We start from the raw sequence: 15,787 nt of genomic DNA, 5'->3' as shown, positions 1-15,787 counted from the left end.
GCCCCACCCGATTGAGCCCGTGAACTTCGACGACTACTGTCAGCAAAAGGCCGCCCCCGCAGGTTCCAGCGTCTACTACGCGCTGCGCCAGGCGCCGCTCGCCACGCAGCCGCGCCTGACCGCGCTGTTCGCGCTGCGCCGCGAACTCGAGGAAACCGTCAAGGAAACCAGCGATCCGACCATCGGGCACACGAAGCTCGCGTGGTGGCACAAGGAACTCGCGGCGCTGGCCGACGGACAACCGTCGCACCCCGTCACGAAGGCGCTCGCACAGCATCACCCGGCGATCGCCGTCGAGGCCGATGCGCTGCGCACGCTCGTCAACGGTTACGGGATGGACCTCGAACAGGCGCGCTACCTCGATTTCGCGAACCTGCAGCGCTATATCGCGCAGGTCGGCGGCACCTTCGCGTCGCTGGTCGCCCGCGCCAGTTCGGCGAACCCGGCCGCCCCGCAACCGTGGGCCGCGGACGTCGGCCGCGCGCTGATGCTCGCGCAATTCGTGCAGGAACTCGGCAACGACGCGCGCCACGGCCGCATCTATCTGCCGATCGACGAACTGCAGCGCTACGACGTGACCGCGGCCGATCTGCTGAACCGCCGCTACAGCCCGGCATTCACCGAATTGCTGCAATTCCAGACGACCCGCGCGCGCGACGCGCTCGCGGCAGCCGATGCGGCGATTCCCGCCGCCGAACGCCGCGCGCAGCGCACGCTGCGCGCGCAGATCGCGCTGGCCGGCGCGCTGCTCGACGAAATCGCGCGCGACGGCTACCAGGTGCTGCACCAGCGCATCGCGCTGACGCCGATCCGCAAGCTGTGGATCGCGTGGCGCGCCGCGCGCCGCCGTTAAGCGGCGCGCATCACGCCTTCAGCAGCGGCAGCGTGTCGAAACGCTGCTGCAGCACGCGCGTCGCGTCGAGCCCCCACCACGGCCCGAGCACGGTCGCGTAAAGCTGGCGGAAATCGACCGCGACCGGCAGGTTGCCGTTGCCGTCGAGCCGCCCGAGCGCCGGCGGCGCACCGTACAGCCCGCCCGCCACGCGGCCGCCCATCACGAAATGCGGGGCGGCCGTGCCGTGATCGGTGCCGTTGCTCTGGTTCTCGCGCACGCGCCGCCCGAATTCCGCATACGTCATCACGAGCGTCTCGTTCCAGCGCCCCAGTTCGATCAGCGCTGCGCGCATCGCGCTCATCCCTTCCGCGAACTGCTTGAGCAGCGCGGCGTGCTGCCCCGGCTGGTTCTGATGCGTGTCGAAGCCGTTGAGCGTCAGGCGCAGCACCGCGACACCGTCCTGCGCGCCGGGCCCGGACGCTTCGCACGCGGCCAGCACCTGCATCGCGGTCTTCACCGACGTGCCGAACGCACCGGCCGGAAACGCCGTCCTGAATTCCCGCATGCCGCCGCGCGGGCGCAGCCGGTCGGCCGCCTTCACGATGTCGTTCTCGACGTCGATGATGTGCGCGAGCGCCGGGTTCTGCTCGCGCAGCGACGACGGCTCGGCGAGCCGGGCCGCACGGATGAACTGCGCGGGATTGACGAGCGCGATCGCGCGCGCGCCATTCGACAGCGGCCCCATCTCGGCGCTGCCGAGCACGACGCCGTCCGCCGCGAAACCGGGCGGCACGGGCGCCTGCGCGAACGTGCGCGTGAGCCAGCCTTCGTGCAGGTACTGATCCGAGCGCGATGCGGTGTCCCAGATCTCGATCGAGCGGAAATGCGACAGGTTCGGCTGCGGATAGCCGACACCCTGCACGACCGCGACCTGCCCGTCGCGCCACAGCGGCATCAGCGGCGCGAGCGACGGGTGCAGCCCCGTCTGCGCGTCGAGCTGCAGCACCTGCTCGCGCTTGATGCCGATGCCGCGCCGGAACGAGTAGTACAGCGGGTCCGCGTACGGCACCACCGTGTTGAGGCCGTCGTTGCCGCCCTTCAGCTCGACGAGGATCAGCACGTTCGCATACCCGGCCGCCGGCTTTCGCCCGGCCTGCGGCGCGGCGGCCGCCATCGCGGGCGCCTGCCACATCGACACGCCGGCCGCCGCCGCGGCGCCCGTCAGCGTCAGAAAATCACGTCGGTTCATCGCACGTCCTTTGGTTCGCCGCCCGGCGCCTTTGCCGCGGCGGCCGCCCGCTTCGTCGTTGTTCGGATCATTTCAGTTGATAGGCCGGATCCATCAGCAGCGCCTCGAGATACGCGCTGCCGGTCGAATCCGTGTCGATCGCCGCGACCGGCGAGAGTTGCAGCACCGCGTGCTGCAACTGCAGCTCGGTCGATAACCCCGCGATCGCCTGCGGCCGCGCACGATACTGGGCGAGCCAGCGCTCGAGGTCGAAACGCAAGCCGCCGCGCGCCGGCTTCGCGGGCATGCCGCGCTGGCCGGCGGCGGACGCCGCGCTGGCCACCGGCATCGCATGCGCATGCGCGTTCGGCGACGGCGGAATCCCACGGGCCGGCGGGCGCATGCCGGCCGTCTCGGTCGCGCGGAACAACTGCTCGACGAACTGCTTGCGCGACAGCAGCGTGGTGCTGTTGATCCACAGCGCGCCGCCCGGCCAGCCCTTCACGTTCGGCGGATAGAACAGGTTCTGTCCGAGCGTGCGCACGGTGTTCGCGAGCATCTGCGGATCGCCGTACGCCACGTCGAACAGTCGCACCGACCCGACCACGAATTCCGCCGGCGACTTGACCAGCACGCCGCGGTTGCGCGGATCCCAGAACGCGTCGGTCGACCACAGCGCGGCGAGCGCCGCGCGAATATCGTAGCCGCTCGCGCGAAACCGCTCGGCCACCGCGTCGAGCGCATGCGGCTCCGGCGTATCGGACACGAACTCGCGCCACAGCTTGCCGGCGATGAAGCGCGCGGTGCCCGGCCGCTTCAGCAGGATGTCGAGAAAGCCGTCGCCGTCGAACGGCCCGGTTTCGCCGAGGATCGTCTTGTCGCCGGCATCGTGCCATTCGGGCCGCACCGCGAAGCGCAGCGTGTCGGGATCGACCGTCCAGCCCGTCATCGCGCGCGCGGCCTCGGTCACGTCGTATTGCGTGTAATGCCCTTCGCCGAGCGTGAACAGCTCCATCACCTCGCGCGCGAAATTCTCGTTCGGACGACCCTTGCGATTGCTCGCGCCGTCGAGATACTGCAGCATCGCCGGATCCTTCGCGACCGCGTGCAGCAGCGTGCCGAAGTTGCCGAGCGCCTCGCGGCGAAACAGCGCGTTCTGCGCGGCCATCGTCTGCGGATAAGACACCTTGTCCTGCCCGGACGTGAAATGCCCGTGCCAGAACAGCGTCATGCGCTCGGTGAGCGGCGACGGCGTCGCGACCATCTCGTTGACCCAGGCCGCACGCAACGTGTCGTAGCGGCGATTGCGCTCGCGCTGCTCGTCGCGCCGCATCTCGGGCGTCAGTGCCTGGCGCTGCGCACGCGTCGGCGGCGGCTCGGCGAGCCAGTCGGGCCACGTCGTGACGGGTTCGCGTCGCGCGCTGCCGAGCGTATCGGCCACGACCTGCGCACGCGTCATGCCGACGATGCGCGCGACCTCGGCGGGAGCGGGAGAGAAACCGGTGCGACTGAGGAAAAACAGCGCGTCGTCGGCATCGAGCGGCGACTGCATGGCAGGCGACGGCGCCGGTGCGGCAGCGTTCGCTTTCATCGTCATGGACTCCCGGAACGCACCGGCGGTGCGGATGCCCGTACAACGGCATTCGGCAGCCGAAAGTTGACGGAAAAAGTGCTACGAATTCTTTCCGCGCGGAGATTTCCGCGCAAGGCGAACGACGGCACGGATCAGCGCTTGTACAACTCGCGAACGGCGTCTTCGATGTGCTGGCGCAACAGGTGTCGCTCTTCGGGCGTCATGTGCCCGTCGCGACGGCGCTGTTCGAGATCGGGAGGCACGGCGGAACGGACCGTCATGTCGGCGGCGCGATCGGGCTGCGGCGCCTTGCCGCGCGGCAGCTTGCGCGACGATGCGCCCTGCTCGGGGCGCTGCGCATAGGCGGGGTTCGACGCATACGGACCGGCAAGTGCGATCGTCAGCATCAGTGCAATCCGGGCAGATCGCATGACCGTCCTCGCTTCTTTGGTCGATTTGTTCCCTTCGTCACGCGGCAACCGGCTACCTCTGGTACTTGAAAAACCCTGCGGAATTCGGGTGTGCAAAGATGAAAGATGGAGTGCTGGGGAGTATCTAACGAATTTCGGCTTCGAGTAAAGGAATCTCTATAGCGTGCCTTTACTCGGTGCGACACTACGGGTAAATTTTGTAACCGACTGTAACGCACGAAAACACGCGGCCGTGCGCCAATTCCCATTCGCGATAAGATGCCGATCATGGAAACGAAAAACCCCTCGAAGATTCTCGTTGTCGACGACGACCCCCGCCTGCGCGACCTGCTGCGCCGCTATCTCGGCGAACAGGGTTTCAACGTCTATGTCGCGGAAAACGCAACCGCGATGAACAAGCTCTGGGTACGCGAGCGTTTCGACCTGCTCGTGCTCGACCTGATGCTGCCCGGCGAAGACGGCCTGTCGATCTGCCGCCGGCTGCGCGGCAGCAACGACCGCACGCCGATCATCATGCTCACCGCGAAGGGCGAGGATGTCGATCGCATTGTCGGCCTCGAGATGGGCGCCGACGATTACCTGCCGAAGCCGTTCAACCCCCGCGAACTGGTCGCGCGCATTCATGCGGTGCTGCGCCGCCAGGCGCCGGCCGAACTGCCGGGTGCGCCGTCGGAAACCACCGAGGTGTTCGAGTTCGGCGAATTCTCGCTGAATCTCGCCACGCGCACGCTGACCAAGTCCGGCCAGGAAATTCCGCTGACCACCGGCGAATTCTCGGTGCTGAAAGTGTTCGCGCGTCACCCGCGCCAGCCGCTGTCGCGTGAGAAGCTGATGGAGCTCGCACGCGGCCGCGAATACGAAGTGTTCGACCGCAGCCTCGACGTGCAGATCTCGCGCCTGCGCAAGCTGATCGAACCGGATCCGGGCAGCCCGCGCTTCATCCAGACCGTCTGGGGTCTCGGCTACGTGTTCATTCCGGACGGCGCCGCCTGAGCTTTTTCCTTCCCGGTTTCGCCCCGCCCACGGCCCGTCCCATGCGTATCGACCGGCGCCTTCTGCAGCTCGCGTTCGGCGGGCTGTTCTGGCGCACCTTCCTGCTGATCGCGCTGCTGATCTCGGTCAGTCTCGCCGCGTGGTTCCAGAGCTTTCGCGTGATCGAACGCGAGCCGCGTGCGCAGCGCGTCGCGCTCCAGCTCGTCGCGGTCGTGAAGCTTACGCGCACCGCCCTGCTCTATTCCGATCCCGACTTGCGGCGCGCGCTGCTGCAGGATCTCGAGAGCAACGAGGGCGTGCGCGTGTACCCGCGCGAGAAAACCGACAAGTTCAAGCTGCAGCCCGACGAATCGCTGAACCGCCTGATCGAACACGATATCCGCAGCCGCCTCGGCGACGATACCGTGATCGCGCAGTCGGTCAACGACATTCCCGGCGTATGGATCAGCTTCAAGATCGACGACGACGATTACTGGGTCGCACTCGATCGCGACCAGCTCGACAACGTCACGGGCCTGCAGTGGGCCGGCTGGGGGCTGTTCGCGCTCGCGTTGTCGCTGTTCGGCTCCGCGTTCATCACGAGCCTCGTGAACCGGCCGTTCTCGCGGCTCGCGCTCGCCGCGCGCCAGGTCGGTTCGGGTCAGGCGCCCGAGCCGCTGCCCGAGCGCGGGATGGGCGTCGCGGCCGATACCAACCGCAGCTTCAACCAGATGGTGCGCGACCTCGAACAGCTCGAGGCCGATCGCGCGCTGATGCTCGCGGGCATCTCGCACGACCTGCGCACGCCGCTCGCGCGGCTGCGGCTCGAAACCGAGATGAGCCCGTCCGACCAGGCGACCAAGGACGCGATGGTCGACGACATCGAACAGATGGACCGCATCATCGCGGCCTTCATCGACTATGCGCGCCCGTCGCAGCGCAAGCCCGAGCCCGTCGACCTGTCGTCGGTCGCGCAGGACGTCGCCGCGCGCGTGTCGGGCGAGGACGGCGTCGAGATCCGCACGCGGCTCGCGCCGAGCGCGATCATCGAAGCCGACGAGACCGACATGCGGCGCGTGATCGGCAACCTCGTCGAGAACGCGCGCAAGTACGGCCAGAGCAAGCAGGACGGCATCTCGCGCATCACGCTCGAGACGCGCGTGTCGCATGCGCGCGTCGAGCTGTCGGTAAGCGACGAAGGCCCCGGCATCCCCGAGGATCAACTGCCGCTCGTGATGCGGCCGTTCTATCGCGTCGACACCGCGCGCACCAAGGCGGACGGCACGGGCCTCGGAATGGCGATCGTGCTGCGGCTCGTCGGCCGCTACCGCGGCGCGCTGCGCCTGCGCAACCGCCACCCGGAAGCCGGCCTCGAAGTCACGCTCGAATTCCCCGGCGCCGGCAAGGCGCGTGCGACCGCATGACACGTTCGCGCACGCATCTTGCGCGTCACACTATCGATCCGGTTGACAAAAGCTATGAGGATCGTTAGTCAAAATCTATTGAAGCGCTACTTTAATAGTGTTATAGTCGTACCCATGCTGTCACATCATCGTTGCAGCACCGAGGTAGTTTGACTCAGTCTTCTTCCCAACTCACACAGGAGTATCCGCATGAAAACCGTGGGCGATAAACTCGAAGCTTTCACCGTCGTAGCCGCGAAGCCGGGCTTCAATAATCACGAGGAAAACGGCCAGTCGGCGTTCGAGACCGTCACCGAAGCGTCGTTCCCGGGCAAGTGGAAGATCATCTACTTCTATCCGAAGGATTTCACGTTCGTGTGCCCGACGGAAATCGTCGAGTTCGCGAAGCTCACGAAGCAGTTCGAAGAGCGCGACGCCGTCCTGCTCGGCGGCAGCTCGGACAACGAATTCGTCAAGCTCGCATGGCGCCGTGAGCACAAGGACCTCGACAAGCTGAACCACTACTCGTTCGGCGACGTCAAGGGCGAGCTGATCGACCAGCTCGGCGTGCGCGACAAGGAAGCCGGCGTGGCCCTGCGTGCAACGTTCATCGTCGATCCGGACAACACGATCCAGCACGTTTCGGTGAACAACCTGAACGTCGGCCGCAGCCCGGAAGAAGTCCTGCGCATTCTGGACGGCCTGCAAACGGACGAACTGTGCCCGTGCAACCGTGCAGTCGGCGGCGCAACGCTGTAAGCGCATCGATGCACGAAGCCCGCGGCGCACGTCCTGCCTGCGGGCTTTTTTAACGGCCAACCCATAGGAGATATCAATGGAATTCATCGACTCGATTAAGGCACGTATCCCCGACTACGCGAAGGACATTCGCCTGAATCTCGACGGCACGATCTCGCGCTCGTCGCTCGAAGGCACCGACGCGGTCGGCGTGGCGCTGGCGGCGGCCATCGCGGCGAAGAGCACGGTGCTGGTCAAGACGATCCGCGAAGCCGGCGTGCTGTCGCCCGAGGAGACGAACGCCGTGCTGACGGCGGCCGCGCTGATGGGGATGAACAACACCTGGTATCCGTATGTCGAGATGGCCGACGACGCCGACCTGAAGACGCAGCGCGCCGAATTGCGGATGGGCGCGTATGCGACGCACGGCGGCGTCGACAAGCGCAAGTTCGAGATGTACGCGCTGGCCGCGTCGATCGTCGGCAAGTGCCACTTCTGCGTGAAGTCGCACTATGCGCTGCTGAAGAACGAGCAAGGGATGACCGTCACGCAGCTGCGCGACGTCGGTCGCATCGCGTCGGTGATCAACGCCGCCGCGCAGGTGATCGCCGCCGAAGGCGAATGAGCGATCCGGCCGCGCGGCCATGAGCCGCGCCGGCTGCCAACGAAAATGCCACGCATTCGCGTGGCATTTTTCATTTCGGCGGCACGGCGGGCAGCGCGAACCGGACGCCGCCACGGCCGGACGTCAGTCGCCCTGCCTCACCAGCAGCGCGGCGGCCTGTGCCTCGATACCCTCGCCGCGGCCGAGATAGCCGAGCTTCTCGTTGGTCTTCGCCTTCACGTTCACGCGATCGAGCGGCAGCCCGAGATCCGCCGCGATGTTCGCGCGCATCCCGTCGATATGCGGTGCGAGCTTCGGCGCCTGCGCGATCACGGTGCTGTCGACGTTCTGGATCGCGAAGCCGGCCGCTTTCACGCGGGCGACGCACTCGCGCAGCAGCACGCGGCTGTCCGCGCCCTTGAACGCCGCATCCGTGTCGGAGAAATGGCGGCCGATGTCGCCCAGCGCGGCCGCACCGAACAGCGCGTCGGTGATCGCGTGCAGCAGCACGTCCGCGTCCGAGTGGCCGAGCAGGCCGCGCTCGTACGGAATCGTCACGCCGCCGATGATGAGGGGGCGCCCCTCGACGAGCTGGTGCACGTCGTAGCCTTGTCCGATTCTGAAATCCATGCGTAATCCGGTTTGAGATGAGGTGAAAGTCAGGAAGCGTTCGCGGGGCGCTCGAGAATCGCTTCCGCGAGCGCGAAATCTTCCGGGTACGTGACCTTGAAGTTGCGCAGGCTGCCCTGCACGACGCGCGGCGTGTGGCCGGCCCATTCGATCGCGCTCGCTTCGTCGGTCAGGTCGTGCCCTTCGCGCTGCGCCTGCAGGATCGCGTCGCGCAGCATGCCGATGCGGAACATCTGCGGGGTCTGCGCCTGCCACAGCGCGTCGCGCGACTCCGTGCGCGCGATCGCGTCGCCGCCGGCCGGCACGCGCTTGAGCGTGTCCGCCACCGGCAGCGCGACGATGCCGCCGACCGGATCGTCCTTCAGCGTCGCGACGAGCGTGCGGATCAGCGCCGGCGTGATGCCCGGGCGCGCGGCGTCGTGCACGAGCACCCAGTCGTGGTCGGTCGCGCCGAATTCGGCCAGCTCCAGCAGCCCGTTCAGCACCGACGCCTGGCGCGAGCCGCCACCGCAGCGGCGCACCGCGAAGCGCAGGCCCGCGAAGCGGCGGGCGTCGAAATGGGAATCGTCGGGCGCGAGCACGACAAGCGTCTGCGCGAACTCGCTGCACGCGTCGAACGCGGCGAGCGTGTAGTGCAGCAGCGCGCGGCCGGCCAGCGTGCGGTATTGCTTCGGCACGGCCGAGCCGGAACGGCTGCCCGTGCCGGCACAGGGAATCAGGGCGAAAAGTCGGGGAGTCACGAAGGGGAAACGCCGGAAAGATGAAATCGAGAAGCGGATTTTATAATAGGTCTTTCGTCTCGACCGGCGCACCGCGTGCGCCCGTGCACGCCACCCCTGCCGTCCCTATGCCAGATAACGCTTCCACCCCGTCCGCTTCACCCGTTGCCCGCGTCAAGCCCGGCCAGCGTTTCGCCTTCGACGGCGCGCACGGCTCCGCCGATGCGCTCGCCATCGCCCGTTATCTCGCCGACAACCGCCCGGACGTGCCGCTCCTCGCGGTGATCTGCGCGAACGCGGCCGACGCGCAGCGGCTGTCCCAGGAAATCCCCTATTTCTCGCCCGATGCGCGCGTGCGCCTGCTGCCCGACTGGGAAACGCTGCCGTACGACACCTTCTCGCCGCACCAGGACCTCGTGTCCGAGCGGCTCGCGACGCTGCACGACCTCGGCGAGGGCCGCTGCGACATCCTGCTCGTGCCCGCCACCACCGCGCTGTACCGGATGCCGCCGGCCTCGTTCATGGCCGCGTACACGTTCGCGTTCGCGCAGGGCGAGCGGCTCGACGAGGCGAAGCTGAAGGCGCAGCTCACGCTGGCCGGCTACGAGCACGTGAGCCAGGTCGTGCGACCCGGCGAATACTGCGTGCGCGGCTCGCTGATCGACCTGTACCCGATGGGCTCGCCGCTGCCGTACCGGATCGACCTGTTCGACGACCAGGTCGATTCGATCCGCGCGTTCGATCCCGACACGCAGCGCAGCCTCTACCCGGTGCGCGACGTGCGCCTGCTGCCCGGCCGCGAGTTCCCGTTCGACGAAGCCGCGCGCACGGCCTTCCGCAGCCGCTGGCGCGAAACCTTCGAAGGCGACCCGAGCCGCGCGCCGATCTACAAGGACATCGGCAACGGCGTGCCGTCGGCCGGCATCGAGTATTACCTGCCGCTGTTCTTCGACGAGACGGCCACGCTGTTCCACTACCTGCCGCAGAACGCGCATCTCGTGTTCACCGGCGATCTCGACGCATCGATCCGCCGCTTCACGGCCGATACGAAGCAGCGTCACGCGTTCCTCGCGCACGATCGCGAGCGGCCGATCCTCGAGCCGCGGCGGCTGTTCCTGTCCGACGAGGATTTCTTCGCGTTCGCGAAGCCGTTCGCGCGCGTCGTGCTGCCCGCGCAGCCGGCCGGCGGCTGGGCGACCGCGCTGCCCGAGCTCACGGTCGACCGCCATGCCGACGATCCGCTCGCCTCGCTGCGCACGTTCGTCGAAGCGTCGGGCAAGCGCGTGCTGCTGACCGTCGAATCGGCCGGCCGCCGCGAGACGATCCTGCAACTGCTCGCCGAGCACCACCTGCGCCCCGCGTCGAACGACCACTTCGCGGGCTGGCTCGCGAGCGACGAACGCTTCGCGCTCGGCGTCGCGCCGCTCGCGAGCGGCTTCGCGGTGCCGGGCGAAGGCTATGCGATCGTCACCGAGACCGAGCTGTACGGCGCACTCGGCCGCCGCGCGGGCCGCCGCCGGCAGGAACAGGCGAGCAACGTCGACGCGATGGTGCGCGACCTGTCGGAGCTGAAGGTCGGCGACCCGGTCGTCCACGCGCAGCACGGCATCGGCCGCTACATGGGCCTGGTGTCGATGGATCTCGGCGAGGGCGAGACCGAATTCCTGCATCTCGAATACTCGGGCGACAGCAAGCTCTACGTGCCCGTCGCGCAACTGCACGTGATCTCGCGCTACAGCGGCGCCGATCCCGACAGCGCGCCGCTGCACGCGCTCGGCTCCGGCCAGTGGGAGCGCGCGAAGCGCAAGGCCGCGCAGCAGATCCGCGATACGGCCGCCGAGCTGCTGAACCTGTACGCGCGCCGCGCGGCCCGCGAAGGCCACGCGTTCTCGCTCGACCCGCGCGACTACGTGAAATTCGCGGAAAGCTTCGGCTTCGAGGAAACCCCCGACCAGGCCGCGGCGATCGCGGCCGTGATCGGCGACATGACGAGCGGCAAGCCGATGGACCGCCTCGTGTGCGGCGACGTCGGCTTCGGCAAGACCGAGGTCGCGCTGCGCGCGGCGTTCATCGCGGTGCTGGGCGGCAAGCAGGTCGCGCTGCTGTCGCCGACCACGCTGCTCGCCGAGCAGCACACGCAGACCTTCATCGACCGCTTCGCGGACTGGCCGGTGCGGATCGTCGAGCTGTCGCGCTTCAAGACCACGAAGGAAATCAACGCGGCGATCGCGCAGATCAACGAAGGCACGGTCGACATCGTGATCGGCACGCACAAGCTGCTGTCGTCGGACGTGCAGTTCAAGCGCCTCGGCCTCGTGATCATCGACGAGGAGCACCGCTTCGGCGTGCGCCAGAAGGAAGCGCTGAAGGCGCTGCGCGCGGAAGTCGACGTGCTGACGCTCACCGCGACGCCGATCCCGCGCACGCTCGGGATGGCGCTCGAAGGGCTCCGCGATTTCTCGGTGATCGCGACCGCGCCGCAGAAGCGACTCGCGATCAAGACCTTCGTGCGCCGCGAGGAAGAAAGCGTGATCCGCGAGGCGATGCTGCGCGAGCTGAAGCGCGGCGGCCAGGTGTACTTCCTGCACAACGAGGTCGAGACGATCGAGAACCGCAAGGCGATGCTCGAGGCGCTCGTGCCCGAGGCACGCATCGTGATCGCGCACGGCCAGATGCACGAACGCGAACTCGAACGCGTGATGCGCGATTTCGTCGCGCAGCGCGCGAACGTGCTGCTGTGCACGACCATCATCGAGACCGGCATCGACGTGCCGAGCGCGAACACGATCATCATGCACCGCGCGGACAAGTTCGGCCTCGCGCAGCTTCACCAGTTGCGCGGCCGCGTCGGCCGCTCGCACCACCAGGCCTATGCGTACCTGCTGGTCCACGATCCGCAGTCGCTGACCAAGCAGGCGCAGCGCCGGCTGGAAGCGATCCAGCAGATGGAGGAACTCGGCTCGGGCTTCTATCTCGCGATGCACGACCTCGAGATCCGCGGCACCGGCGAAGTGCTCGGCGACAAGCAGTCGGGCGAAATCCACGAGATCGGCTTCCAGCTCTATACGGACATGCTGAACGACGCGGTGAAGGCGCTGAAGAACGGCAAGGAGCCCGACCTCACCGCCCCGCTCGCCGCGACGACCGAAATCAACCTGCATGCGCCCGCGATCCTGCCGGCCGACTACTGCGCGGACGTACAGGAGCGGCTGTCGCTGTACAAGCGGCTCGCGAACTGCGAGCACGGCGACGCGATCGACGGCATCCAGGAGGAACTGATCGACCGCTTCGGCAAGCTGCCGCCGCAGGCGCACGCGCTCGTCGAGACGCACCGGCTGCGGATCGCCGCGAAGCCGCTCGGCATCGTGAAGATCGACGCGAGCGAGGTCGCGATCGGGCTGCAGTTCGAGCCGAATCCGCCGATCGACCCGATGCGAATCATCGAGATGGTGCAGAAGCATCGCCACATCAAGCTCGCGGGCCAGGACAAGCTGCGCATCGAGACGCGCTCGCCCGACCTCGCGATCCGCGTGTCGACGATCAAGGAAACGCTGCGTGCGCTCGGCCCGAAACAGGGAGCGGCCGTCGCGGCCCGTTGATGCGATCCTGACGGGCGCGACGTTGCTGCACCGCATCGCGCCCGACGAAGGCGGGCCGGCGCGTTTTTGAGTATGATTTCCCATTCATCAGACGGAGTTTTGCCATGTCCACTCTCGACGCGACGGCGCCGTCCGCCGCAACCGAAGGCGACGCATCGCTCGTCAGCCTGCCCTGGGTCAAGCAACTCGTGTCGATGGACACGACGAGCCGCGTGCCGAACCTCGGCCTGATCGAAACGGTGCGCGACGCGCTCGCCGCGAAGGGCATCGCGTCGACGATCACGCACGATCCGCGCGAAGGCTGGGCGAACCTGTTTGCCACCGTGCCCGCGCACGACGGCTCGACGAACGGCGGCATCGTGCTGTCGGGCCACACCGACGTCGTGCCGGTCGACGGCCAGCAGTGGGACAGCAATCCGTTCGCGCCGGAAATCCGCGACGGCCGCCTGTACGGCCGCGGCACCTGCGACATGAAAGGCTTCATCGGCACGGCGCTCGCGCTGCTGCCCGAGATGCAGGCGACGAAGCTCGCGAAGCCGATCCATTTCGCGCTGTCCTACGACGAGGAAATCGGCTGCGCGGGCGCACCGCTGATGATCGCCGATCTGGTGAAGCGTGGCGTGCAGCCGTCCGGCTGCATCGTCGGCGAGCCGACCAGCATGCGGCCGATCATCGCGCACAAGGGCATCAACGCCTACCGCTGCTGCGTGCGCGGCCACGCGGCGCATTCGTCGCTGACGCCGAAGGGGCTCAACGCGATCGAGTATGCGGCGCGCCTCATCTGCCACATCCGCGACATCGCCGAGCGCTTTCGCGCCGAAGGCCCGTTCGACGAACTGTACGACGTGCCGTTCACCACCGCGCAAACGAGCACGATCCAGGGCGGCAACGCGATCAACACGGTGCCGGCCGAGTGCCGGTTCGACTTCGAATTCCGCAACCTGCCGACGCTCGATCCCGAGCAGATCTTCACGCGCATCGAAGCGTATGCGCGGGAAACGCTGTTGCCGCAGATGCTTCGCGAACATCCGAACGCCGCGATCGAGTTCTCGAAGATCGCCGCGGCGCCCGGCCTCGACGCGACCGAACAGGCCGCGATCACGCAGCTCGTGCGTGCGCTGACGGCCGACCAGGACAAGCGCAAGGTCGCGTACGGCACCGAGGCCGGCCTGTTCGAACGCGCGGGCATCCCGAGCGTCGTGTGCGGGCCCGGCAACATCGAGCAGGCGCACAAGCCGAACGAATATGTCGAGCTCGCGCAGCTCGCCGGCTGCGAGCAGTTCCTGCGCAAGTTCATCCGCAGCATGTCGGTCGACGCGCACTGACTGCCTCCCGCCACGCCGGCCCGCGTGTGCGGGCCGGCCCACTCCGCTACCCGCCACGTCATGTCGACTGAACAACAGGGCACCGCCCATACGACGATCGACGGCGAGCCGATTCCGACGCTCGACGAAATCGCCGCGCAGCATTTCGCGTTGTCGCCCTGGGTCGCGCGCACGCCCGTGTTCGAGCGCGCCGATCTGCCTTCCCTCGAAGGCACGCACGTCAACTTCAAGTTCGAACTGCTGCAGGCGAGCGGCAGCTTCAAGGCGCGCGGCGCGTTCACGCACCTGCTCGCGCTCGACGAAGGCCGCAAGAACGCCGGCGTCACCTGCGTGTCGGCCGGCAATCACGCGGCGGCCGTCGCGTATGCGGCGATGCGGCTCGGCAGCAGCGCGAAGGTCGTGATGTTCCATACCGCGAGCCCGACGCGCATCGCGCAGTGCAAGCAGTACCGTGCGGAAGTCGTGCTGGCGGGCAGCGCGTCGCAGGCGTTCGATCTCGTGCGGCGCATCGAGGCCGAGGAAGGCCGCTTCTTCATTCATCCGTTCAACGGCTATCACACGATCCTCGGCACCGCGACGCTCGGCTACGAATGGGCGACGCAGACGCCGGATCTCGACGCGGTGATCGTGCCGATCGGCGGCGGCGGCCTCGCGGCCGGCATGGCGACCGCCCTGCGGCTCGCGAATCCGCGCGTGCACGTGTACGGCGTCGAGCCGGAAGGCGCCGACGCAATGAGCCGCAGTTTCGCGGCCAATCACACGATCAAGATGAGCGCGATGCAGACGATCGCGGATTCGCTGATGGCGCCGCATACCGAGGAATACAGCTACCAGCTGTGCCGGCGCCACGTCGATCGCATCGTGACCGTGTCCGACGACGCGCTGCGTGCCGCGATGCTGTTCCTGTTCTCGCATCTGAAGCTGTCGGTCGAACCGGCGTGTGCGGCCGCGCTCGCCGCGCTGCTCGGCCCGCTGCGCGAAACGCTGCAGGGCAAGCGCGTCGGCGTGCTGCTGTCGGGCACGAATACCGACCCCGCCACGCTCGGCATGCATCTCGCGCACGCGAAATTGCAGCACTGACCCGCACCGGGCGTCGACGGACCACCCTAGGGTTATCCCCAGATTATGTTGACAGCCCTGTTGATAACCCGCCGGACACGTACGCAAGTGGTTGAGCGCGCAGCGTTTTGCGCGCGCGAAGGTCGATCGACGCGAAATGGGCAGATGCGGCGGCTGGCCGCATGCGCGGCGGCGCTCGCACTGCTCGCCGGTTGCGCCGCGCCGCCCTCGTTCACATCGAACGCGCAACCTGTGTCCTGCACGCAACCGGGCGAAAGCCGCATGTTGCAGGCCGACCTGCTGTTCGGTCGCGACATCGCGGGGCGCGGCCCCGTCACCGATGCCGAACGCGCGGCCTTCCTCGCCGACACGGTCACGCCGCGGTTTCCCGACGGCCTCACCTACTGGGACACGCACGGCCAATGGCGCGATCGCACGACCGGCGCGGTCACGCGCGAAGACAGCTTCGTGATCCGTATCATTGCCGACGACACGGCCGACACGCGCGCACGGCTCGCTGCGATCCGGCAAGCGTACGTCCAGCGGTTTCACCAGCAATCGGTCGGCATGACCGTCGTGCCGGCCTGCGCGTCGTTCTGATTCACCGTCTTCCGCTGCCTGCCGCGTGCAAAAAAAAACGGGCGCCCGAAGGCGCCCGTCGCATGGGTGAA

The 15,787-nt window shown here is 67.7% G+C and carries 14 protein-coding genes; 9 read left to right on the top strand and 5 right to left on the bottom strand.

Going from position 1 to position 15,787, the window contains the following annotated elements:
- On the top strand, nucleotides 1-853 hold an 853-nt coding region (hpnD, locus tag C4B30_RS11680; RefSeq protein ID WP_442778457.1), incomplete at its 5' end, for a presqualene diphosphate synthase HpnD.
- A gap of 10 nt (nucleotides 854-863) precedes the next feature.
- On the opposite strand, the gene C4B30_RS11675 is transcribed toward hpnD, so the two are convergent.
- The 3 genes from C4B30_RS11675 to C4B30_RS11665 form a co-directional block, all read right to left on the bottom strand.
- Nucleotides 864-2,084, bottom strand: a complete 1,221-nt coding sequence (locus C4B30_RS11675) for a DUF1501 domain-containing protein (protein WP_027784699.1) — start codon at nucleotides 2,082-2,084, stop codon at nucleotides 864-866.
- Nucleotides 2,085-2,151: 67 nt separating this feature from the next.
- Nucleotides 2,152-3,654, bottom strand: coding sequence for a DUF1800 domain-containing protein (locus tag C4B30_RS11670; RefSeq protein ID WP_105132573.1), 1,503 nt, complete (start codon nucleotides 3,652-3,654; stop codon nucleotides 2,152-2,154).
- A 134-nt stretch (nucleotides 3,655-3,788) separates the two neighbouring features.
- On the bottom strand, nucleotides 3,789-4,067 hold the full coding sequence (locus C4B30_RS11665) for a hypothetical protein (RefSeq protein ID WP_027784701.1): 279 nt from the start codon (nucleotides 4,065-4,067) through the stop codon (nucleotides 3,789-3,791).
- 258 nt (nucleotides 4,068-4,325) lie between these two features.
- Between C4B30_RS11665 and ompR the strand changes: the two genes are divergently transcribed.
- The 4 genes from ompR (at nucleotide 4,326) to C4B30_RS11640 (ending at nucleotide 7,805) form a co-directional block, all read left to right on the top strand.
- On the top strand, nucleotides 4,326-5,060 hold the full coding sequence (gene ompR, locus C4B30_RS11655) for an osmolarity response regulator transcription factor OmpR (protein ID WP_006478565.1): 735 nt from the start codon (nucleotides 4,326-4,328) through the stop codon (nucleotides 5,058-5,060).
- 41 nt (nucleotides 5,061-5,101) lie between these two features.
- Nucleotides 5,102-6,463: an ATP-binding protein gene (locus C4B30_RS11650; RefSeq protein WP_027784702.1), complete on the top strand. Its 1,362-nt coding sequence runs from the start codon at nucleotides 5,102-5,104 to the stop codon at nucleotides 6,461-6,463.
- Between the two features lie 189 nt (nucleotides 6,464-6,652).
- Nucleotides 6,653-7,201, top strand: a complete 549-nt coding sequence (locus C4B30_RS11645) for a peroxiredoxin (protein WP_006478563.1) — start codon at nucleotides 6,653-6,655, stop codon at nucleotides 7,199-7,201.
- A 76-nt stretch (nucleotides 7,202-7,277) separates the two neighbouring features.
- Nucleotides 7,278-7,805 carry a carboxymuconolactone decarboxylase family protein gene (locus tag C4B30_RS11640; protein ID WP_006478562.1) on the top strand — a complete coding sequence of 176 codons (528 nt, stop codon included), beginning with the start codon at nucleotides 7,278-7,280 and terminating at the stop codon, nucleotides 7,803-7,805.
- A 123-nt stretch (nucleotides 7,806-7,928) separates the two neighbouring features.
- On the opposite strand, the gene ispF is transcribed toward C4B30_RS11640, so the two are convergent.
- A complete protein-coding gene (gene ispF / locus C4B30_RS11635) occupies nucleotides 7,929-8,414 on the bottom strand; it encodes a 2-C-methyl-D-erythritol 2,4-cyclodiphosphate synthase (protein ID WP_027784703.1) in 486 nt (161 codons plus the stop codon).
- A 29-nt stretch (nucleotides 8,415-8,443) separates the two neighbouring features.
- Nucleotides 8,444-9,154 carry a 2-C-methyl-D-erythritol 4-phosphate cytidylyltransferase gene (gene ispD / locus C4B30_RS11630; RefSeq protein ID WP_027784704.1) on the bottom strand — a complete coding sequence of 237 codons (711 nt, stop codon included), beginning with the start codon at nucleotides 9,152-9,154 and terminating at the stop codon, nucleotides 8,444-8,446.
- 20 nt (nucleotides 9,155-9,174) lie between these two features.
- Here ispD and mfd point away from each other — a divergent pair, with 20 nt between their 5' ends.
- The 4 genes from mfd (at nucleotide 9,175) to C4B30_RS11610 (ending at nucleotide 15,716) form a co-directional block, all read left to right on the top strand.
- Nucleotides 9,175-12,732 (top strand): transcription-repair coupling factor, encoded by a 3,558-nt coding sequence (mfd, locus tag C4B30_RS11625; RefSeq protein ID WP_089500304.1) that lies wholly within the window; start codon nucleotides 9,175-9,177, stop codon nucleotides 12,730-12,732.
- Between the two features lie 104 nt (nucleotides 12,733-12,836).
- Nucleotides 12,837-14,057 (top strand): acetylornithine deacetylase, encoded by a 1,221-nt coding sequence (argE, locus tag C4B30_RS11620; protein WP_027784706.1) that lies wholly within the window; start codon nucleotides 12,837-12,839, stop codon nucleotides 14,055-14,057.
- 60 nt (nucleotides 14,058-14,117) lie between these two features.
- Complete coding sequence (locus C4B30_RS11615; protein ID WP_027784707.1) at nucleotides 14,118-15,137, top strand: threonine/serine dehydratase; 1,020 nt, start codon at nucleotides 14,118-14,120, stop codon at nucleotides 15,135-15,137.
- A 144-nt stretch (nucleotides 15,138-15,281) separates the two neighbouring features.
- Nucleotides 15,282-15,716, top strand: coding sequence for a DUF3574 domain-containing protein (locus C4B30_RS11610; RefSeq protein ID WP_027784708.1), 435 nt, complete (start codon nucleotides 15,282-15,284; stop codon nucleotides 15,714-15,716).
- Nucleotides 15,717-15,787: the final 71 nt, after the last annotated feature.

It is taken from the genome of Burkholderia sp. BE12, from assembly GCF_002959955.1.
Taxonomy (GTDB): Bacteria; Pseudomonadota; Gammaproteobacteria; order Burkholderiales; family Burkholderiaceae; genus Burkholderia.
This window is presented reverse-complemented; position numbering and strand designations above follow the sequence as displayed.